At 43.5% G+C, this 23,974-nt stretch carries 11 protein-coding genes; 8 read left to right on the top strand and 3 right to left on the bottom strand.

Features of this window, described 5'->3' with window-relative positions; translation table 11 throughout:
- Positions 1-158: 158 nt before the first annotated feature.
- The 3 genes from AAEO56_RS05875 to AAEO56_RS05865 all read right to left on the bottom strand — a co-directional run bounded on the left by AAEO56_RS05875 (position 159) and on the right by AAEO56_RS05865 (position 15,701).
- Entirely contained in the window at positions 159-14,084 is a 13,926-nt protein-coding gene (locus AAEO56_RS05875) for a GEVED domain-containing protein (protein WP_341696103.1), read from the bottom strand.
- A gap of 341 nt (positions 14,085-14,425) precedes the next feature.
- Positions 14,426-14,917, bottom strand: a complete 492-nt coding sequence (gene ribH / locus AAEO56_RS05870; RefSeq protein ID WP_341696102.1) for a 6,7-dimethyl-8-ribityllumazine synthase — start codon at positions 14,915-14,917, stop codon at positions 14,426-14,428.
- A gap of 1 nt (position 14,918) precedes the next feature.
- Positions 14,919-15,701: a tetratricopeptide repeat protein gene (locus AAEO56_RS05865; RefSeq protein ID WP_341696101.1), complete on the bottom strand. Its 783-nt coding sequence runs from the start codon at positions 15,699-15,701 to the stop codon at positions 14,919-14,921.
- Positions 15,702-15,847: 146 nt separating this feature from the next.
- Between AAEO56_RS05865 and recF the strand changes: the two genes are divergently transcribed.
- The 8 genes from recF to AAEO56_RS05825 all read left to right on the top strand — a co-directional run bounded on the left by recF (position 15,848) and on the right by AAEO56_RS05825 (position 23,969).
- Positions 15,848-16,927, top strand: coding sequence for a DNA replication/repair protein RecF (gene recF, locus AAEO56_RS05860; RefSeq protein WP_341696100.1), 1,080 nt, complete (start codon positions 15,848-15,850; stop codon positions 16,925-16,927).
- Between the two features lie 62 nt (positions 16,928-16,989).
- Positions 16,990-17,655: a DUF2461 domain-containing protein gene (locus AAEO56_RS05855; protein ID WP_341696099.1), complete on the top strand. Its 666-nt coding sequence runs from the start codon at positions 16,990-16,992 to the stop codon at positions 17,653-17,655.
- A 131-nt stretch (positions 17,656-17,786) separates the two neighbouring features.
- The gene (murB, locus tag AAEO56_RS05850; RefSeq protein WP_341696098.1) at positions 17,787-18,800 is read left to right on the top strand and encodes a UDP-N-acetylmuramate dehydrogenase; all 1,014 of its coding nucleotides are present in this window, start codon (positions 17,787-17,789) and stop codon (positions 18,798-18,800) included.
- Positions 18,801-19,064: 264 nt separating this feature from the next.
- Positions 19,065-19,736 carry a hypothetical protein gene (locus AAEO56_RS05845; protein WP_341696097.1) on the top strand — a complete coding sequence of 224 codons (672 nt, stop codon included), beginning with the start codon at positions 19,065-19,067 and terminating at the stop codon, positions 19,734-19,736.
- Entirely contained in the window at positions 19,733-21,202 is a 1,470-nt protein-coding gene (locus AAEO56_RS05840; RefSeq protein WP_341696096.1) for a LytTR family transcriptional regulator DNA-binding domain-containing protein, read from the top strand. Before AAEO56_RS05845 ends, AAEO56_RS05840 begins: the two co-directional genes overlap by 4 nt.
- 115 nt (positions 21,203-21,317) lie before the next feature.
- Positions 21,318-22,424 (top strand): glycosyltransferase, encoded by a 1,107-nt coding sequence (locus AAEO56_RS05835; RefSeq protein ID WP_341696524.1) that lies wholly within the window; start codon positions 21,318-21,320, stop codon positions 22,422-22,424.
- The gene (locus AAEO56_RS05830) at positions 22,415-22,978 is read left to right on the top strand and encodes an RNA polymerase sigma factor (protein ID WP_341696095.1); all 564 of its coding nucleotides are present in this window, start codon (positions 22,415-22,417) and stop codon (positions 22,976-22,978) included. The genes AAEO56_RS05835 and AAEO56_RS05830 overlap by 10 nt, the downstream gene beginning before the upstream one ends.
- Before the next feature lie 154 nt (positions 22,979-23,132).
- A complete protein-coding gene (locus AAEO56_RS05825) occupies positions 23,133-23,969 on the top strand; it encodes an energy transducer TonB (RefSeq protein WP_341696094.1) in 837 nt (278 codons plus the stop codon).
- Positions 23,970-23,974 lie beyond the last annotated feature (5 nt).

The following is a 23,974-nucleotide window of genomic DNA, read 5'->3' as shown; positions in this document are numbered from 1 at the left end:
GCTTGATTCAATAGTTTTCATGTGTTCTTTTTATGAAATCAAAAAATGCGATGTTGACAATGTAAGTTATTTATTAAATAAAAAAACCTCCCCACCTTTTTACAGGTGGGGAGGTTTGCCAACAGGTGTTGGCTTATTAAGGGGGTTTTAATTATAGGCTAGTAAATAATCCTTTTGGTTACTCTTCCCTTTTCAGTATTTATCTGTATGATAAGTACCTGCTGGTCTGAATGAAGGTTGCTGATCACAGTTTCGGTAGCGTTTATGCCATCTTTACTGTATAGTATCCTGCCCCTTGTATCATAAATGGTAACGTCGGTCATTTCCAAAACTCCTGCATTAATGTTTATAGAAGTGCCTTGTTTGTACACTATCACATTATTAGCATCAAGTACAGGGTTATTGGTACCAAGAGCCTCAGCATATACAACCTCGAACCTTGAAGTGAAAAGTCCCGCTTCAGTTTCGAAAGTATAGTTGCCTGCTTTAAGGTCGTGGGTTATACCTCCAAGAAGGTTGTCTTTAAGGAAGATATCCTGGTCTCCGGAGAACACTCCGTCCATGTGGTCAAGTGTAATCGTATAAGTACCCGGTGTATCAACCCTGAAGCCCATTGGAACAACGTCCGCAGGATCAAATTCAGACCTTGCCTGGATGCCCAGTGGTTCTTCACCAACAAGGGAGAATAGCGATGCAGTGCCATCATTTACGAAGGCTTTTCCATCCCATCCGTAGTCAATGCCCATAGTTGTAATATCGGTATAACCAATAGCAGCCTGTGCAAATTGTCCTTCGGAGCCTGTAACGTTCAGCCAAAGCCTTGAAATTACAGCATCTTCCTCATTTTGTGCCGTCCTGAAGAACTGTTGGTTGTTCAAGCCAACACGCATAGCATTGTTAAAGTGAAGCGTACCGCCGGTAGACTGTACAATGAAGCCCTGTCCAGGGTTTATCACCCAAGAAGATGGTGCGCCATTGAAAGCAGTACCTCCTGTGTCTCCCCATGCATTACCAGTATTGGCAGTATAAGCAAGCTTGGTTACCCTCGCATAGTATCCTGTAGAAGCATCATTTTTCTTCCTCCAGAAGTAAAGCGCAGAACCATCTACTATTGTATTAGTATTAGCAGCATAGAATGCGAAAATATTGATCGGTGATGGATAAGGGTTACCCACTGCGTTGTATCCGTTAAGCGTATTGCTCATTGGCACATCAATATTACCACTTCTTGGCTTACCGGAGAACTCTCCCTGCCAAGGCGTACCAGGAGCATTCGTAGTAGCGTTATAAGCAGGATGTGTGTTTTCAACACGGATCAGGTATCCTCTACCTTCAGCCATGTTCGTGTTCACAGGATCTGCTATTGTAGCATACTCGTCTGTAAGCTCGTTGTAGATATAGAAACGGTTGTTGAGCGTCTCTGGCGAGAAGTCTTTCAGTTTCTGGTTCTCTACAGGAGATGACCACATTGTGTAATCCAGCCTGTACATTGGTGAACTTAGCCTGAAAACATCTATGTTACCACTGTTAGGGTTTGTAGTTACGCTACTTCCCTGAAGAAGGTGTGCATAGTTATCAAGTGTAAGGCTTCCTGTAGGAGCTACAGTAACAGCATTTGTGATATTAAGCACGCTACCGCCCTGTACTTCTAATGTAGCACCGTCAGCAACAGTAAGGTTATTACCTACTACTGTTACGTTTCCTGAAACAATCGGCTGGTTGGTAACGTCAGCGATAACAACGTTATCGAGAGCTGTAGGCACCTGCCCACCACACCAGTTGGCCGGGTCATTCCAGTCGGCACTTGTACCACCGATCCATGATTTCGGATTCACCGTGATATCTGCACTACTGCTTGAAGAACAACCGCTGCCATTATTTACTGTAGCAGTATAGGTTGTTGTAGTACCAGGTTTTGCATAAACTGTTCTGGCGTATGTACCTGTATAGGCCACTGTAGCTGCAGCATCAGTATAAAGGCCTGTTGTTGGAGCCCATGTTGCACCTGAATTGGTAAATACAAATGTCATGTTTGGCCTGGATGTACTCGTAGCTACCACTCCGGCAGTTGCAGCGTCAAATCCGGCAATGCCTCCTGACACTGAATCCTGCATCCTAAAGTAGGAACAGTTGAACGATGTTACAGAATAAAGCGTATTCGAACCAGATCCGTTACCGCCGTTTCCAGCATTATGAACTGTTTCTACGATAATATTCGATGTTCCATCCCATGTAAATGGCGTTGTCAATGTAAAGGTAACTAATCCGGTACCAGACGGTGTGAAGGTAGCCGGCCCATAAACAGCCGAGGTTCCTGTCGCAAAACCGCTTGTTAAGTCGGTAGCGCTTGTCGATCCCATTCTGATGGTAAAATCAGTACAGGCGCTGGCTGCAAATGTTCCAAGATTGAAGGTGATAGCATTTATTTTGCTTCCTGCCTGCATGTTTTGAGCACTCAACTCACTTGCCCTGAACATCATTTGCGCTTTTTGCCCTCCATAATAACCGCTCAATGGATTTGGACGTGTGGTATCGGTATTGCCTGAAACCGTGGTTCCTGTACCAAATATGCCTGTACCTCCTATTGCACCGCTAATTGTAAGCGCCTGTATCTGTCCGCTGCACATCTCTGCAGTTGCAGGAGTAACAGGATAAACAGGGTTTGGTTTAACTGTAACAGTAAACGTAGCGCTCCTTGCACATGTTCCGCCTGATTGTGTTCCGGCAATAGTATATACCGTATTCACAGTAGGGCTAAATGTATAACCTGTAGCCGCGTTTCCGGAATATGGAGCACCCGCCGGTACTGATGTAACTGTAAAGGTATCATATGAAGATCCTCCTGCAGTTAGCGTTATAACATTTGATGATTCACCGGCACAAATACTACCCGTAGCAGCGCTAAGCGTTACCGCTGGCGGTGCCGTAACCGAGAAGTTTGATGATGTAGCCGTTCCACCAGGTGTTGTTATAACAACAGCACCCGAAATACCCGCATTCACCGTAGCAGTAAGTTGCGTACCGGCAGCATTTACAACAACCGGAGTTACCGCTGTACCGCCAATAGTTAATGCACCACCGGTAAGATTAGTACCTGTTATGGTTATCACACCTGTATCGGCACAATAAGAATCTGGGGTAAAGCTTGTTATAGCAGGCCCCGCAGGCTGTGCAATGGTAACAATATAGTCTACCGTTGTACCCCTTGCATAAGTTGTACATACACTACCCTGGGTCATTGTCTGGTTCCTAACGTTCCTTACCCTCATCCTTCTGCTACCTGTGGTAGCATTTGCAGGGATGTTCATAGTAATAGTACCTGTAGCAGTGCTGGCTATAGATGCTGCTCCTAAGAATTCGTTGGTATCAGCAAAATCACCATCATTGTTAAAGTCGATCCAGATACCTACACCTTCCGGATTCGCATTTCCGCTTAATACTGTTACACTTGCAGTATAAGAGTATGCCTGGAAGAATGTAGCAGTATTGTTGCTTCCTGTAAGGAGTGCATAGTAATTGTTAGCTGCATTTCCAACAAGGCCCGGAGTTGAGTTTAATGACGTTGTAGCAACCGAAATTGCGGTCATATAATCTGTTGTATGAGCATTTGTTACTGTTCCTACACAGTAGTCTGTCACTGTAAGCTGTGCTCCTGCTGATGTAACTGTACATCCTCCTGAAGTCACAACAACACGATAGTAGTATCCTGTTCCTACAGCAGTTGTAGCTGCATTAACAGTAAGTGTTGCAGACTGGTCACCACTATAGGTAGTGCCTGCCGGCGTACTGTCAGCTACGTTACTGTAAGTGCCTCCCAACGTAGTTGAGAATTGCCACTGGTATGTTGGCGCCGGCGCAGCAGTAGTAACACTGAAAGTAGCGCTATTACTCCTTACCACTGTAGTGGCAGCAGGTGGAGCCGAAATTGCCGGTGCATTGATCGTAAGTGTCGCAGGGTTTGATGTTACTGTTCCACATGGCGCAGTTCCTGTAATTACCACACGGTAATAGTAGGTAGGCACAACAGGTGTATTTGTAGCATTTGTTACTGCAAGCGTATTTGTTGTTGCGCCTGCATAAGTAACTCCAAGCGGTGTTGCATTGGTAACATTGCTATATGCACCACCAGCGCTTGTAGCATATTGCCACTGATAAGTAAGCCCTGTACCGGATGCGTCAACTACAAAGTTACTTGTAGTACCTGTTGAACAGGCAACCTGGTTTGCAGGCTGCGTATTGATCACAGCTGCACTGTTAACTGTAAGTGTCGCAGGGTTAGACAACGCTGTAGCGCCACCATCCTGAACAAATGCACGGTACCTGAATGCGTTGTTAGCAGCAGTAAGGCCTGATAAGCTCAAAGTATTGGTATCAGCACCACTGTATGTAACGCTACCTACAGTTCCATTGGCTAAAGGAAGCCATGTACCTGTACCAGCATCCTGCTGCCATTCAAAAGTAAGGTTAGACCCTGTAGTAGCAACGCTAAAGTTTGCTGTACCAGCACCCGAATCACAAAGTGTTACATTCGAAGGCTGCGACGTGATGCCTATGTCACTGATGGTAAGCGTAGCAGCACCTGATGTAACCGAGCCGCATGGTGCAGTTCCGGAAACAACAACATGGTACTTATACTGGTTCATACCTGTGGTAGCCTCGTTAATTGTTAGTGTGGCAGTTGTTGTACCATCATAGGTAACACCGTCAGTTACCGGGGTGAAGTTCACTCCGTCCGCAGCTACTTCCCACTGATACGTAAGGTTTGTACCTGTAGCAGTTACACTAAAGGCAAGCGTGCTGTTTGGCGTTACAGTTTCAGAGGCCGGCTGTATCGTAATATTTGCTGGCTGGTTGAAAGTAACCGTGGTTGTTTTTGTTGTAGTACATCCTGTTGTCGTTACGCCATAGCTTATTGTAACTGTACCAGCGGTAACCGGTGTAACAAGGCCTGTACTGCTAACGGTAGCGATATTAGTATCAGAGCTTGACCATGTTCCGCCTGTAGTAGTACTGGAAAGCTGTAGCGTATTCGGCATACATACTGAAACCCCACCGCCTGTAATATCATTTACAGTAGGATACTGATTAACAGTAAGCGATCCCGTACTTGTTCCTGTTCCGTCGGCAGAAGTAACAGAAATGGTTCCTGTAGCGGCTGCTGCAGGTACAACCGCAGTTATAGAAGTAGCGCTCACAACGTTGAACGATGCTGCGTCTGTTCCGTTAAATTTAACAGCGGTAGCTCCGGTAAAATAGTTACCTGTTATGGTTACTGTATCACCAGCTCCCACACACACCGCTGTTGGTGTGAACGAAGTGATTTTTGGTGCAGATGGTATTACCGTAAAGGTATAATCTTCTGCTTCACCATATTGTATAGCACCACATGCACTTGGGTTTGTGCTATAATAGTCAATTCTTACCCTCATCCTGTGATTACCTATAATAGCTCCCATAGGCACAGCAAAGCTTGATGACGCCGAAGCAACATAGGCTGCCGAATTATACATACGCTCACTTGTATCGAAGGTAAGGTCATCATTCCAGTCTACCCATATCGCAATACCATAGGTATAAGTACCATTAAATGGTGTTACTGTAAAGTTCACGTTATTCCCTTCAGACTGGCTTACAGCCATAGCTGTAAAGTTACCGTAGCCGCCTGTAGAAAGGGCGCTTGTACTATTCGAAATGTTCGAAGCACCTCCCGTGGTAGCGAATGAAGAAATATAATATCCTGTACTTGTAGATGCAGCACTACAATAGCCTTGCAGGAACTGGAGCGTTGTCCAGTCACTATAGCCATTAGCATCACAATTGCTGCGAACATGAAGATAATATGTTGTATCCAATGTAAGACCGCTATATCCAGGAACCGATGTTGCTGTTGTTGCTGTTCCGCTGGCAGGCGGTGTGGCAGATGTAGTAACAGCATATTCGTAGCCTGATGGTACCGGAGCCGTTGCCGGAGCCGACCATGAGAGGTTAGCTGTCGTATATGTGGCGGTTGCCGCACTAAGGCCGGCTGGCACGTAACAAGTAGGTACAGGCACAACTTTAAAGATATAATCTTCCGTTTCACCTTCTGTAGTAGTGCCACAAGCCGGAACAGGGTATTCATCATAATCGATACGAACCCTCATTCGGTAATTCCCAACCGGGGTACCCGCTGGCACAGTAATACTTCCTGACAACAAACTATAGTCATCAAATACCATTTCATTGGCATCATCAAAATCAAAGTCATTGTTCCAGTCTACATAAACTCTTGCCTCAAAGCCATCTCCCCAGTAATCGTAAGCATCACCGGTAAAATTAACCTGCTGGCCTTGCGACTGTGATACAGACAATGTGGTAAAGTTACTGTATCCGCCTGTTGTAAAGGTTGATGTATTATTAATATTGGTATAGCCACCATCAGTAACGAAAGAGGTAATATATATAGTATCATCATCAGTAGCCGGGGCGAGACAATAACCCGAATAGAATGATGTGGTTAACCAGTCACTGTAAACTCCTTCACCACACACCGACCTTACATGAAGGTAATATGAAGTATTAGGAGTAACTGTAATACCTGATACTGACAAACCTGCTGCTGCCGTTCCTGAAGAAGGCGGTGTTGCAGATGTTGTTACTGCATATTCATATCCGGTAGGAGTACCTGCCAAAGGCAATGTCCAGCTTGCGTTAATTGACGTAGCGCTAGCCATTGCTGTAGCACTTGTCTGTGGTTTGCCACATGCAGGGATAGTATCGATCTTGAAATCATCTAATGCAAGATAATAATCACCTGATGACCAGTTTCCTGTAACCCGTATTTTCACTAATGATCCTGCATAAGCAGAAAGATCGCGGGTATACTCTTTCCATCCCAAAGTTCCATCGTTCGCTACGGTTCCTATATCGGTATAAGTTACACCATAGTCTGTCGATACTGCTACAACTATGTTACCAGCACCTGCAGCAGGCGACGTTGACTGGTCACCATAATTAGCATAATAATATTTGAGGGTTAACTGCTGGCTGGCTGGCAGTGTGCCAACATTTATTGTAGTAACATTTGCTGTTGGAACAGTCACGTAAAGGTTTCTGTAAATACCAATGTTGGTGTTACCTGCAACAATTGTTCCTACTGTCCAGTTCGCAGCAACCCATCCTGCCGGTACTGTCGATGCGACAGCAAATCCTTCCGTCCAAGGTGCCGTTGTAATATATTGCGTAGTGGCGGTGAGGGAAGTTGAGTTAGCACTGTAACAAACAGTACCACTAAGCGCTCTTACCCTTATATAATATGTTGTACCCTGTGTTAAACCTGTAATATTTGCAGATACTGCAGATCCTACATTCAATGCCTGGTAACCCGGCACAAAAGCCGTGAAGCCTGCATTTGTCGCCACATCGATCTCGTATGTTACGCCAGCAGTAGAAGACGCTGTCCACTGTGTATTCAAAGTTGTTCCTGTAGACGATACAACTGCCGGTGTGCCAGGAGTACCTGTAGCCGTAGCACAAGTTGTAACCGATTGCACTAACGGAGACGTAATATTATAAATCGGACCATAACAGCCAGTGTTATTATAGCTGTATACATAATATTGATATGTATTGGCGCCTGTTAAACCTGTCTGGGTAAATGTAGTGCCTGTACCGTTGTACACTACTGTACCGGTATTGGCACCTGTACCAAGTGTTGCGTTTACAGCATATACCGTATTTGCAACCGGGTCGGTTATAGTAACAGCTCCCGGAGTCGTGTTATAACGAACCACAAGATAATGGCTTGTGGTTGGCGCCGGGGTAGTCGCGGCAGCGGTAAAACTAGCCGTAAGGGTTGTATTTGTAATTGAAGACGCTACAAATGCGGTAGGCTGGTTCGCCGGTACGTCGCATGGGTTAAGATCCCCGAATGCAAAATATCCTTTGTAATCAGCGCCAACCAGTGCCGTTGCTGTTGTAAGTATGCCTGTTGCATAGTTTGTTACCGATGCTACAGGAGCATATTCACCTGCAGCCGATGACGATTGTACGATCTTGTTGGTTGCAGCAATGCTATCATCCCTTAAGCGTACGAATGCATTTGTAAAGTTGGCGGCACCATTTGTAATATACGTTTCCCACCTGCGTGGAGAAAGTGTGGTAACCCCTACTCCCTGAGTACCTGAGTTTGTAGTGAATGCCTGTGCAACAAATGTTACGGCACCACCAGCGGTAGTTGTAGGGTCAACGTTGATAGCCTGGTAGCCGGCTGAAGTTCCGACAGGGAATGTCGTAGCAACACCGTATGAACCTGAAGCAGTCCTGCTGGCACCAAATGTCCTTGCAAAAGGCCCATTAATATAAGCTGTAGCCGAACCTATGTTGTTTAATGTACCGGCAGCTGTAGCCGTACCAAGCGTTAGCAGGTTTGTTGTAGTAGTATTTATTATACCCGATGTAAGGGTGAACGTACCACTCATTGTAAGCGGGTTGTTTAGCGTAACTCCTGTAGCATTACTGTTATTAACAGTGAATGATGTGAGGTTTGCCGTAGCAGCGCCTGCAACGTTTTCGATAGTACCTGCATAGGTAATTGTCTGGGCAGCTGTGTTTACTGCTGATGTAGTACCAGATGGTAATGCCAGCGTCAATGTACCGTTAGCAGTATATTTACTTGTAGCATCAATGTTAATATTGCCTGCTACTATAAGCTCCACACCTGCGTGTGAAAATTCTGCACTATTCTGAAGTGTAAAATTACCTTTCACACCAAATCCTGTTCCAAGTTTCACAACGCGGTTAGTAGCTGTTGCGGTTCCTGCAGCAGGCCCATTTACAACAACGTTACCGGCATTCAGCCTTCCTGTAGAATTGTATACATAGAATCCTATAGCATTACCACCTGCCGTAGATGAAGCTGCATCACCAAACCTAAGGGTATGTGAAGCAGAAGATTCTGACACGGTAGCATTAGAATAATATACTGAATAATGGAAAGCCGATGTAGAAGCCGGAGGATCAACAAGGGTAATTGTACCTCCAGTCCAGTTTACAGGAGCTGTAAGGTTCAGTGTATAATCTGAAGATGTAGATGAGTTTCCAGCCACACCTGCAGCATTCGGGTCGATATTAATAGCACCACCGCTATGGTTGAACGCAGTGCCTGAGTGGGCAAGGTTACCATTAATGTTTAATGTACCACCAGCAACAGTTAAAGTACCCGCATTTGTAAACTTGCGGTTACTACCACCTGCTGCACCGATAGTAACGGTACCGCTATTAAGGGTAAATACTGCACCTGAAGGGTTGCTTATACCTGTTCCTGAAGCACCTGTAACATTTACAGTTGCACCTGAAACCGTTACTGTTCCTGAGTTGGCTATAGTTGTTGCTCCAAGAGTACCGCCAGCTACGTTGATCACAGCTGTTGCAGCATTTGTAACTGCATTAGTAACTGTTAATGAATTAGCACTAACTGCCAATGTACCACCGGCATTTACGTTAAGTGCACTTGCAACTGCAGCTGTGGCGCTAACAGTGTTATCTACTGTTACCGTGTGGCCTGTAGATATTGTAACAATATCTGTAGCTGTAGGAACGGTACCTTTATTCCATGTAGTACCATCGTTCCAGTTACCGTTTTGTACAGATAAGAAAGGTATATCACTGCTGTTGATACCCATATAGAAATCCTGTCCTGTAAGCATTGCCAATGTAAGGTCGGTCCTTTGTGCATGAGGTAACGTTGTACCTGCCTGGAAAGTGCCTATAGCAGCGCTGTCGGTTACTAACCTTGCAACTGCTGTAGCCGGAGAAGAACCAAATATTGTTGTTCCTGATACAGCCAGTTTATAGGTTGTAGCAGCCATATCTGTTCCCAATACACTTACGCTCCATTTACCGTTTGAGCGGGTATCCACTGTGTAAGCACCATCGGTAATCGATACAGGAGATGTTCCTGCGGCTGCCGTATACATCATAGAGATGATACCTGCATCTGTAGGAGATACGCGTTCGATCCATGCATGCCTTGCATTACCGTTCTCATCTATCAGTGGGAATTGTGATCCTGTTCCAGTAGGCACCGAACCACCGGTTAAACCGGTACCTGTCTGTGCTGTATTCCAGCCGCGGCCATAAGCACTGCCCGGAACCATACCTCCTGAAGTAACTACTAGTGAACCGCTTCCAGGAGTTGCCAAAGTACCGTAAAGAAGAGTTTTACCACCTGTAGTACTGGCTTTACCATCAAAGGTTAAATTGTTGCGTACACTTGCAGCAACAGCAGCATTAGCCACAACCTGGTTTAACGGGTTGATAGTAACACCTGTAGCCGATGTATTTTTGAACGTTATACTGTCAAAGTTGCCTGTAGGCGTGGTAGCAAGGTTTTGTATTGCACCTGTACCGTTTACAGTTACCGACTGCGCAACAGTCTGCGCATTAACAGTTGTACCGGAGATCAATGCAAAATGTGTAGTACCATTGGCTACATAAATACCGCCGCTATTAACAACTATATTACCGCCAATGTATGTTATTGCACCGCCCTGTGTGTACGTACCTGATGTAACAGTAAAATTACCTGTCATACCTGTAGTAGTAACCTGTGTTACTATCCTAGATGCCACAGCGCCGGGATTGTTTACCGTTACCGAGCCTAAATTCATCCTACCTGAACCCACAAAAAGGTTGTAGTAGAAACCGCTTGCGTTGCCACCTGCCTGTGTTGACGTTCCGTCACCAAACTGAAGCGTGTGGTTAGGTGAAGCTGTAAAGGCAACACCCGAAGCAAAATTACCATACAATGCATAAGCGCTTGTATTGGTTGTTGCAGTATGAGGGTCAACAATTGTAAGTGTACCTCCGTTAAGTGTTACGGTACCCGTGGCAAAATTGGCTAACGTTGTACCAAAAGCAAGCAATGGAGTTCCTGATGCTACTGATGATGCAGGGGTATTGTTGTTATTACCATCAATTGTAATATTACCTGCACTTTGGATAAAGGTACTGCCGGTATTATTTACTATACTTCCATTGACAGCCAGTGTGCCTCCTGATACATTTATTGTACCCGAATTGTCAATGTAGCTGTCATTGTTTGTACATCCTACTGTAAGGGTTCCTCCGCTAACATTAAGCGCACCACCACTGGCAATTTCAAGTTGTCCTGAGGTGATTGTACCGGAGGATACTGTCATTGTAATACCAGACGGTATCTGCGACAACTGCCCACAAACCGGGCCTGTTCCATTAGACCAGTTAGAACCTACAGCAAAATCTCCGGAAGCAATTGCCCTTACCGGCGCTGTGTCTACAGTGATATCATCTACATATAGATAGTATCCGTCTGCTCCTCCCGAAGGTACGTGTATAGCGATATATACAGTTCCTGTATAGGGTGTAAGATCTATCCAGCTGATTGGTGTTTGGGTAGTGTTACTTACGGTTGTGAGAGGTCTTAGAACCGTGGTAAAGCTTGCAGGGTTAGTATTCGTTGTAGAAAGTACAACCCTGTAGTCATTTGGCTCACCTGATGACCTTGCCGCTACCGAAAACCTTAGCCTTTGGTTGCCAGTCAGCGTCATCGCAGGCAGGATAAGGTAATCATTATTTGCACCGGAATTAAGATCAGTATATAAACCGGCACAGTTGCTGCTTCCGGTTCCGTAGGTACTATAGCTAATCCATTTATCACCATCACCATTTACATCATTCGACACATAGCACGAAGGCAGTGCAGGCGTAGTAACACTATTAAAATTCTCTGTATAAGGGAACGTTGTCAATGGTGTACAAGGGGTTGTGAACGACGAACCAGCGGACCATGAACTATATGTTCCGCTGCAATTTGTGCGTACATATAATGTATAGGTTGTGTTTCCGCTTAATGTAGCACTATAGCTAATTGTTCCGGCCGACGTTGTTGTGCCATTATCGATACGTCCTGTAGCGCCGCTACCCGCCGCGCCACTGGTCCTTAACTCCCATTCGTATCCCGTAGGCGTGCCGTTAACCGGCGCTACCCAGGTAGCAGTACCTGCATTAAAAGCAGTGGCTGCACCAACAATTGATGAAGGGATGCCGCAAGCAGGAGGCGTAGTCATAACCATTTGAACCTGAGGTACGGTATTTTGAGTAGTACCTGTTCCAGGAGTTGCCGCAGTAGGATTAACAGTGTCGCTCCTCACATAAATACCACGATTGGTGGCGGTAAACGCCTGCCATGCAGTACCTGTTGAATCTGAATTTGTGTAGCTGTCGGCATTTTCGTCGACTGCAATTACAAGGTTGCTTGTGCCATCCCAAAGGAAAGGTGTACTAAGGGTAATTTCGACCCATGCACCATTGGTTAAAGTAGCTATCGTACCCGAAAAAACCTGTGTTAAATCTGTCGAAGCTACCCAGTCGGTAGTACTGCTAAAGCTGGTCTTTGCAGTATTTCCTATATATATAGTCCAGTTATTATAAGTTGACAAAGGTGTTTGTACCGAAGAAGGCAAAAACCGGACTTTTGTAATATACGTATTACCCGGAGTACCTGTAGCATTAATTTCCGTAGCAAGATATAGTTGCTGTGTATAGCTATAGCCGAAATAAGAACTTACAGGCATCGTTGCTGTTGTGGTTCCTGTACCGCCACCTACCTGGCCTGATGCTAATGGTGCAAAACTACTTACCGTTGAAGAGTAGGTTGTACCGCCGCCATTGGTTGCATACGCCCTATAATAATAAGTAGTGCCTGCTGTCAATGCTGATAACGAAGCAGAAAAAGTGCCACCGGCAATTCCGCTGAAACCTGTACCGGCAACCTGAGTACCTGTACCGCCTGTAAAACCGGAAGTAGTACTGTATTCAATACCATATGCTGTTACCGCTGTACATCCTAATGAATTTATTGTTGCACCGGTAATTGTTGCATCGGTCATACTAACTGTCGTTGCATTACCGTTGGCACTTACTCCAGGCGCTGTATTGACACCTGTTCCCGAAGCAGCAACGTTGACTGTTGCAGCAAGCCCTCCCCCTGTAAGAGGAATGTTGCCGTTATATGTAGTTAAGGCTGTTGGTGTTAATTTTACAAAAACCGAAACAGCCGAAAGGCTACCCGATGTAGGTGTAAGTGTAAGTGTAGAAGTATATGTACCTCCTGTAGTTGCTGAATAGGTATATCCCGTTAATGCACCTACCGTAACGTCTCCTGTTAAGTTACCCCCGGTAACGGTAAAGGAATTGGCATTAGATGTAACATCTTTACACACGTTGCCAAATGCTGTAAGCGTGGTAGCTGTCACAAATGGGTCTGTTGGGGCTGTAAATGTATAGGTAAGACCGGATGCAGGCTTAACTGTTGATGTACCTGCCATAGTAGCGGCATTTGTACCTCCGGCAGTTGTCGCTGTCCAGTCTGTAGTAGTTGTCCTTGTATTAAAATCTGTAGCAGCACTTCCGCGCAATCCAACCTGCATAGGGCCAGTAGCTACTGCTGTATTTGTAGTTGTAAAAGTACCGTATATGATTTCAATCTTATTTGTTCCCTCATAAAGCCTAATTTGGGCATTAAGGTTCTCGCCAGTACCCACTGCATAACGATATGCAGAAGACCATTGGCAAACATAAACCCTGTTGGGCGCTGTACCTATAACTTCCGATCTTATTGTGGAATTTAAATCCCTTGCCATTGCTGAAATAGCAAAGTTGGTGGTACCCGAAGATAATGGTGTATACTGGGAAGTTGAAGGCGCGCTTCCTCCCAGTACTAAAAAGCCATTAGATGTAGGCCTTGCTACCGTATACCCCGTACCATTGTACGTAAATGTAAATGGCAGCGTAAAACTGTAGTTATTGTTATCAATAGCTGTGCCGTGCAACGTTCCGCCGGTAATGGCAGTATAAGTACCATTACTTTGCGCAAAGGTATAGCTTGACACCTGTGCGAATGAACTTTGCGTTACGCCTAACAGCATAAACAAAAATAAAACCAACTGCATGCTGCAGTTTTTCACGATACCGGAAGCAAGCCTCGTTCGCGTGCTTCCCCTATCGGGCTTGAGCGTCCGTAACAGTCTCATACCATTAAAAGACGAATTGTAGTTTTGAATCATATTTTCAACATTTTAGATGCTAAAAATAAGTCAATTAACAGTTGGTTAATGTTTTTCGTATTTATTTATTAAATATTCAGCGAAATACTATTTATGTTATAGTTATTCTCAAAATAGAATGTTAATAATATCTTAATATTAACAATACAGCAATAATATGTTAAGAGATGAATGTGTTGTCTATAGCTTTTTTCCTACATTAACACTGATTTTTAGTCAATTACCGACTCTTTATACTGTTCATCGACAAAAAACAAACAGAGTGATAAGGGTTTTGTTATTTATGTAACAAAAAAAGCCTTCCCTAACAGGAAGGCTTTACTTTATTTGAAAAATTATTTTTATGCAGTCTGTTTTTTCAATTGCGCCATCCGTATGGCCACAATAGCGGCCTCGGTACCTTTGTTACCATGAATGCCACCGCTACGGTCTATAGCCTGCTGTAACGTATTATCGGTCAGCACACAAAATACAACCGGGACATCTGTTAGTACATTAAGGTCTTTTATCCCCTGGGCAACTGCCTCGCACACAAAGTCAAAATGCTTGGTCTCTCCCTGTATCACGCTTCCTATTGCAATAACGGCATCTACATTTTGTGTGTCTATCATCCTTTTGCAGCCATATATAAGCTCAAAGCTTCCCGGCACATCCCATGTAATAATAGTATCAGCTACAGCGCCATTTTCTATGAGCGCCTGTAGTGCACCTTTATAAAGGCCCGAAGTTATATTTTCGTTCCATTCTGAAACAACAATCCCAAACCGAAAATCTTTCGCGTTTGGGACTGTGTTTTTATCGTATTGTGATAAATTCTTATTTATTGTAGCCATATTATTCAGCCAGTGCTATATGTGCATCAATACTAATACCTTCCGGTGATGATTCGTATTTCTCTTTGATCTCAGTAAAATATTTCAGCGCTTCTGCTTTTTTCTTCATTGTAAGCGAAAGCTGCCCTGCTTTGAAAAGGAAGCGTGGCGAAGTAAGTTCGTTCTCGCTCGCTTTGATAGCCTTCTCATAATATTCCAGTGCCGAATTGTTATCACCTGTTTGTGCAAAGGCATCTCCGGTTGCGCCAAGGGCAGTTGCCTTCAGTACATCATCTTCTGTTTTGAATTCTTCAAGGTGTGTTACAGCCTCTTTATATTTTCCGGTATTCAGGTAAGCCATCCCCGCGAAGTAATGCGAAAGGTTAGCAGCATCAGTTCCTGAGTAATTTTCTATTATTTTCAGGAAGCCCATTTTACCCTCACCACCGTTAAGTGCAAGATTGTATAATGAGTCGTTTGCTGTCTGGGCATCTACAGCCTGCGTAAAATATTGCTCGGCCTGGAACATCTCACTTGCAGCCTCTTCTTCTTTAGGGCTCTCAAGGAATTTGTCATATAACATATAACCGATTATCGCAAATGCAATAACACCGATGACGATGAATATCATCTTTTGGTTCCTTTGCACCCACTCTTCAGTTTTCGAAGCGCCTGCATCTAATGAATTAAATACTTCGGCAGTTGTACTCTTGCCATCAAAAACCTCTTCCTGTTCGATAACTTCGTCCTTTACTTCCGGTTCAGGTTTTGGTGCTTTGTACCCTCTTTTGTTATATGTTGCCATTTATCTTATTTTAATGAGCCGCAAAAATAAAATTTTTATTGAAATTTAAAATATCTTTTTGTTGTTATTTTTCGATAATTTGCAGCTTCTTTAAAAAAGAGGCCAATTTTATACAAGGCGCTCACAATCAGGAAATCTATTTGCAGATGTACTTAAAGAATTTATCGCTGCTCAATTACAAGAATATCGCCGAAGCAAATTATGACTTTGACCTCAAGATCAACTGTTTTACCGGCAGGAATGGTGTAGGCAAAACCAATGTGCTGGATGCCATTTACCATCTTGCCTACGGAAAAAGCTATTTTAACCCGCTGGCATTGCAAAACATAAAACACGGCGAAGAGTTTTTTGTGATAGACGGTACATTTGAAAAAGACGGCAGGAAAGAGCAAATTGTATGCAGCCTTAAAAAAGGGCAGAAAAAAGTACTCAAGCGCAACGGCAGGATATATGATAAATTCTCGGAGCACGTGGGATTTATCCCTTTGGTCATCATCTCCCCATCCGACAACGACCTTATTACCGAAGGCAGCGAGACGCGCAGGAAATTTATAGACAGTGTGATATCGCAGCTGGATGCGGCCTACCTTCAGGAACTCATCAATTACCAGAAAGTGCTGGCACAGCGAAATGCCCTTTTAAAGTATTTTGCGCTCAACCATACTTTCGAACGCGACACCTTATATATATATAATGAGCAGCTCGATACAATGGGGCATGCCCTGTTTGAAAAAAGGAAGCAGTTCCTGCAAGATTTTATTCCGATTTTTACAAAACACCACAGCACCATAACCGACAGTGCCGAAAATGTAAACCTTGGCTACGAAAGCCAGCTGCATGAAAAAAGGCTGTCGGCACTTTTTGAAGAGAGCCTAAGCCGCGACCGCGTGTTGCAATATACCAGCATGGGCATCCATAAAGACGATCTTTCGTTTGAGATTGACGGCTATCCTATAAAAAAATTCGGCTCGCAGGGACAGCAAAAGTCTTTTTTGATAGCGCTCAAACTTGCCCAATTTGAATTTATAAAGAAACAGAGCGGCGTGCTGCCAATACTCTTGTTCGATGACATTTTTGATAAACTGGACGAGACCCGTGTAGCCAAAATAGTAAAGATGATAGATGACAAGGTATTCGGGCAGCTATTTATATCGGATACGCATGCTGAACGTACCGAAACTATTATAAAAGCAACCCACCAAAGCTATAAGATCTTCAATTTGTAATTTTCTATTGATTATTGCCCGGCACTTTTGTAATTTGGCTACTGCAATCCGGATTTAAAAATATGATATCACAAACCTCCCTCCTGTTTCTCGATGACCTGAAAAATAACAACTACCGCGACTGGTTTCAGGCCAACCAAAAACGGTATGATGCTTATAAAAAAGAATATAAGCAGCTTGCGGAAGCCTTTATTGCCGAAATGAGTACGGGCGACAGTAGCCTGAGCCATCTTGAAGCTAAAAATTGTACCTTCCGCATCAACAGGGATATCCGTTTTTCAAAAGATAAATCGCCATACAAGACCAATATGGGCATCTGGATGAGCGCCGGCAATAAGAATTTTAACCTTGCCGGTTATTATATCCATATTGAGAAAGGGGCATCTTTCATAGCAGCCGGCCTGCACCAGCCGGAACCATTGGAACTAAAAAAAATACGCCGTGAAATAGACGGTTTTTATGAAGACCTTGACGCAATAGTAAATGATGCGGAATTCAAAAAACTGTATGGCGACCTGGACAGGGAAAACATCCTGAAAACAATGCCAAAGGGCTATGAAAAAGACAATCCAGCCATTGAATTCCTGAAGCTCAAGAGCTTTACAGCAACTGCAAAACTGAGCGACAAGGACATTGCCGATAAGGATTTTGTAAAAAAAACGTCTAAAAAACTGCTGGTGCTAAAGCCGCTTGTTGAATTTTTAAACCGGGCGCTTACAACGGAATAAATATTTCAGATTGTGGATTTCAGATTGAGCTGCACTCAAGCCGAATTGAAGTCTGTAAATATATAAATTTGAAACAGGTTTCGTGGCAAATATCTCCTTAAAACCTTATTTTTGCATTTCAAATAACATCCATGGAGATCTCTTCCCACTACCCGCTTAAAAATCATAACACGTTCGGAATAAATGCTTTTGCAAAAGAGTTTGTGCAGGTGCATAACGAAGACGAGCTCGCAGAAGTTTTAAAAACTACAACCGGCAAAAAGCTTTTTATCCTTGGCGGTGGTAGTAATATGCTTCTTACACAAGATATTGAAGCCCTCGTGATACATATCGATAGTAAAGGCAAAGAGGTAGTATGGCAGGATGAAAATACGGCACATGTAAAGGCAATGGCGGGCGAAAACTGGCATGAATTCGTGCTGTATTGCATTGAAAATGGATTCGGAGGGCTGGAAAATCTGTCACTTATACCTGGAAATGTAGGTACAACCCCTATACAGAATATTGGCGCCTACGGCACAGAGATAAAAGACACCTTTGTATCCTGCCGGGCCATGGATATCGCCACACAGGAGGTAAGGACATTTACCAAAGAAGAATGCGAATTTGGGTATCGTGAGAGCATATTTAAGGGTGCGCTTAAGGATAAATATGTCATAACTTCGGTGACCTTCGAACTTACAAAAACACATCATAAGATCAATACTTCGTATGGTGATATCGCTGCGGAATTGACAAAAAATGGGGTAACTATTCCTACCATAAAAGATGTGAGTAATGCAGTAACAGCCATTCGCAAAAGTAAACTTCCTGACCCTAAAGAACTTGGCAATAGCGGCAGTTTCTTTAAAAACCCTATAATCAGTTCGGAAGCGTATGAAAAAGCGGCTATACTGCATCCGCAAATGCCGCATTATATTTTATCCGATACCGAAGTAAAAGTACCGGCGGGATGGCTTATCGAGCAGAGCGGTTTCAAAGGAAAACGTTTTGGAGATGCGGGCATTCATGCAAAACAAGCACTTGTATTGGTAAATTACGGAAATGCAACCGGAAAAGAACTGCTAGACTTATCCAAAAAAATACAGGAAACGGTATATGAGAATTTTGGCATCCGTATTGAAGCCGAAGTAAACATCATCTAAAATATAGCCTCACTAAAATCAGTCAGAAGTCCTGCTAACACTTTTTTACTTAGAAAAAAGTGCATTGCTCTATTTTATTTCTTACATTTAGTATGTTAATTCTTAATAAAATTTGGTGCTGTTCGCGCTGTTTTTTATGCATTTCACGACATTTTTTTTTGTAATGCCTTTATTTATTGTTGTTTTGGATGCAGGAATTAATTTGGCCTCTTCAACAAGGCTGACAAATTCCCAACCAGTTCTAAACCTTAAAAACCAACATTTATGAAATTTCGTTACCTACTCCCCTTGTACGTTTTGCTGATAGCGGTGTCTTTTTGCTGCCGGAAAATATCCAGTGACAAAGAAGAAGCTGCAAAAAACGAGAAAGCGATAACCACTGAAGCGATGGCTGCTCCCGAAACCATAACAGGTACACTTGAACTTGACGATGCCACCGGAATGATCTATGCTGACCTTTGGATTGGTGTTTCAAGCAATGATTTTAAATTTCCCGGCGACTTTATGGTGCTCCAGACGGGGTCAGGCTATAAAGGGCTTTCGTTTCGCTACTACGATGCCGTTCACAACACGCACAACACGGGCAACGACACGATACCGCTGCATGTAGTATTCAGCTTTAAAAATGACAAAAAATGGGCTGTGAATGATTCTATAAGGGTAATGAGCCTTGATGAGGACAAAGAATCGACTTTTAAAGGCCTGCAACCTTATTTTTCGGCCAGAATGGATTACTTTAAAAACATGCCTGCCTCTTATACAGCGCTTCTTAAATTTAATGACGATTGGAATAAAAAGTATCCCGACAACCCTGTGACTACGGGAAAAGGAGATGCGATACCTGTGAAGGGTGACACGGAAGGAACGAAGAAAAAACTCTTTACGCCAAGGTTAACCCGCGACGACAGCATCCTGTCGCTGAAATTGAAGAAATGAAAAAACTCCTGATTTTACTGCTCCTCGCAGGCCCTGCGCTATACGCCCAAAAGCTGGATGCATGGCTTACACGCGAAGCAGAAGAAGACCCGCAGGGGTATTTGCTTAAAGCCGCAAAAAAGATCCCGGCTACACCTGCAGAGGCAGCCGGGAACTTTTTTGTGCTCGGCAAATGCTACCACAACCTGAACCGTGAAGACCTTGCACTGAAATATTACCTGCTCTCCAAAGCTGAATTTGAAAAGCTGCGCCTCCAGGAACCGGCAAAGGACCTCGCGCTTGAAATTCACAGGGTTATTTCTTCGCAGGAACATTACGAGAAATACGGTACTACTTTTCTTGATGAGTATTATGCCTACGCGAAAAAAACGGGATCGAAAGACAGGCTCGCCTATGCCCTGAACGAGTATGGGAAAAACGCCTACTCCCTTTTCGATTTTGAAAAACGCAGCAATATGGCTGTACTGGACAGTGCGAAGGCCATCTTTGTTAAAGGCATGAACTACGCCAACCAAACAGATGATAATGTTGCAAAGGCCAAGTTGTACTCTAACCTGGGCGCACTTGAAGGCACCCGAAAAAACTTTTCGGCGGCGCGCAAACATCTTGATGAAGCACGCCTGTTTATTCTTGGGTCCGGAGATACCTATGATCTTTTTGCCAATTATTTTAATTATGGCAATAACTACTTCCTCGAGGGAAATTTCCGCGAGGCTATTACCTGGTTTCGTAGCGCAGAGATAATACAAATACCGAAATACAAGGCAAAAGCCACAAGGGTACTCTATAAAAAAATGATGGAAGCCTATGATGCCCTAAACGACCAGGCGGAGCGGCGAAAATATCAGGAAATGTACCTTGAGCTTGACCTTAAAATAAAAGATGAAGAGCAAAACATAGCGATACATGACATTAATGTAAAATACCAGGTTGCACAAAAAGACAAACAAATATCTGCCCTGGAAAAGTTTAAAGGCAGGTTTTATAAAAACAGGATTATATTCGGTATCTTATTATTCCTTGTATTCCTGCTGGCGTTGTATTCTTTTGTCCGATGGAAAAAACTGGACTATAGTAAGAAGAAGCTTGAGGCAGAAAAACAGGAGATACAGGCCGAAAAGGAAGAAATTGAGGAAATTCACAGTAAAACAGTAGAAGAACTGGAAAAGGTAAAAAACATTGTTACAGAAGGCTTTATACTCCTGAAAGACAAAACAAAGCTATACCTGAACGACCTCATGTATATTAAATCCGAAGATCACTACCTTCATGCTTTCAGTACTGATGGCACAAGCCACTTTGTAAGGGGGAAACTAACGCAAATACTTTCTGAGCTTCCGCCGAACTTCGTTAAATGCCATCGTTCCTACATTGTTAATGCCAATTATATCCAATCGGTGCAGCAGGGATTTTTAACCTTAAAAAACAAAGAAGATATCCCGACTTCAAGAAGTTTTAAACTATAAGAGCCCTATTTACAAGTATTTACATATTAACACATGTTTATAATAGTTTCGGGAATGATAAACCCGACAGTTTTCATTAATTTTGCGGTCAAATTCTAACGAAGAAGAAGCCTATATGCTAAACATTATTTTCTGTGTCTTTGCCGGAGTTGCAGTACTGCAGCTTGTATATTACCTGGCAATACTGGGGAAATTTGCTTTTGCAACTGCCCATTCAACGAACCCTAAACGCATACCGGTGTCGGTTATCGTCTGTGCCAAAAATGAAGCTGAGAAGGTAAGAAAGTTCGTCCCGTTACTTGCAGAACAGGATTATCCTGATTTTGAGATCGTGCTTATTGACGACGCTTCGAGCGATGAAACACTTGATATTTTTGAGGAATTCGAAAAGCAGTATACCAATGTACGATTGGTAAAAGTTGCCAATAATGAAGCCTTTTGGGGCAATAAAAAATATGCGCTTACCCTTGGTATAAAAGCAGCCAGAAAAGAGTACCTCCTGTTTACCGATGCTGATTGCTATCCCGCGTCAAAAAACTGGATCACCCAGATGAGTTCACAATTTACGCTAAAAAAGACTATAGTCCTTGGCTATGGCGCTTATGAAAAAGTAAAGGGCTCTTTCCTGAATAAAATCATCCGTTTTGATGGTATGCTTACCGCTGCACAGTATTTTTCCTGGGCGAAGGCTGGCAGGCCTTATGCGGGTGAAGGCCGTAATATGGGTTATAAAAAGGATGAATTTTTCAAAGTAAACGGATATGTTGACCACATGAGCATCCGGACAGGTGAAGACTCACTTTTTATCAACCAGTCGGCAACAAAAAATAATACCACTATATGCTTTACCCCAGAAAGCTTTACCTACAGTGAGCCAAAACATTCTTTTGCGGCATGGCGCCTGCAAAAAAGAAGAGAGGTTTTTACAATGGCTTATTTCCGCCCGTTTGATAAATTCCACATACGTTTTTTTCATTGCTCGCAGCTGGCATTCGTAGTCTTAGCAATTGTACTGGCAGCACTACAATTTAACTGGATGTTTTTGGTGCCGGTTGTAGCTGTACGTTACCTTGTTACGTGGCTGGTAATGGGCTACAGTGCATCGAAATTGCAGGAAAAAGATGTGGCATGGTGGTATCCTGTTATCGAAATTATCCTTATCTTCACACAGGTAAATGTATTTCTAACAAATATTTTTTCAAAACCTGTGCATTGGAAGTAACCCCTGCATCCATACAACTAAACATAGAAAAAGCGAAAAAGGGCGACCAGGTTGCCTTTACTTTTTTATTGGATCATTTTTGGAACGAAGTGTATGGCTTTATGCTGAAACGAACCCAAAATGAAACCGATACGGAAGATATTGCCATAGAAACTTTCGTTAAGGCATTCGACAGGATTGCTACTTACAATCCGGAATACGGCTTTAATACCTGGCTTATTGCCATTGCCAAAAACGTGCATATCGACCTGTTACGGAAAAAGAAATCATCCTTATTCATAGAAATAACCGATGAAGAAGACCAACAGGCCTACCGGGTTGCCGACAGCACTCCTACCGTGGAAGACCAACTGATAAAAGAGCAGAACCTCTCGAGCCTTTTAAACTGCATCAAACAGCTCAAGCCACAATACCAGGAAGTAATACAGCTGCGCTATTTCCAGGAAATGACTTATCAGGAAATTGCCGACCAGCTTGGCGAACCACTCAACAACGTGAAGGTAAAACTGCTACGCGCAAAAAAACTTCTCGCAGATATTATTACGAAGAAGTAGGTTCTGAGAAACTTAGGTTCTTAGGACTCTAAGACCCTTAGCAACTAAGAACCTCAGCACCTTCCTAAATATTTAAGACTATTTTTACAATAATCCGAAACACTATATCGTTTTAGTAGTATAATTCTATTACAAACCCAAAATCACCATTATTATGTCTAAAGTTAGTGTTTTCAATGATGGATGGATCGACCTCGTATTTGAGGGACGGAACCAGAGTTATGGTGCGTACCAGTTGCGCAAAGAAGACTCAAGGACTACGATTTTAGCCCTTATTACAGGAATTGCCCTTATGGGTACATTGGTATCAATTCCTGTAATTGTAAATTATTTCAAGCCTGACCCTATAATAGGCGACGGGATTATAACTTGTCCCATTGCGCCTGTCACTTTGGTAGATGCTACTACGTTGGAGCCAGAAAAACCTAAGCCAGTTGTTGAGAAAACCCAGGCTGCAGCGCCACCTGCAAGTAGTACGGCAACAACCGCACACAATACTTTGGTCGCCACAAGCCTGCCTGTTACAACACCAATCCCTACGACAGCCACATTACTTACCACTAACCCCGGCGCTACTACAACACCAGCAACCGTTGGCGGAACAACTACAGGAATACCGGGAGGACAACCCGGCGGAACTGGCACTGCCCCTGCTAATAACGCCACCGGCACCGGCATAGAAAACTCTATGACAGTAGACGCAATGCCTGTATTCCCAGGTGGTATGGAGGCATTTTATGACCAGGTGAGCCGTAAATTCAGGATTCCGGAAACAGATAGTGCCAGAACCTTAAAGGTATATGTATCTTTTGTTGTAGAGCTTGATGGAAGCATGTCGAACATCAAAGTAGGCCGCGACCCTGGTTACGGTATGGCGAACGAAGCTATAAGGGTATTAAAATCAATAAAAACCAAGTGGGAACCGGGCAAAAAGAAAGGGCAGCCCGTAAGGACAGCCTACAATCTTCCGATAACTATAAATGTAAAGTAACAAAA

Source organism: Flavobacterium arundinis (assembly GCF_038289855.1).
GTDB classification, from domain to species: domain Bacteria; phylum Bacteroidota; class Bacteroidia; order Flavobacteriales; family Flavobacteriaceae; genus Flavobacterium; species Flavobacterium arundinis.
Note: the sequence above shows the minus strand (reverse complement) of the source record. Positions and strands in the feature narration are given on the sequence as shown.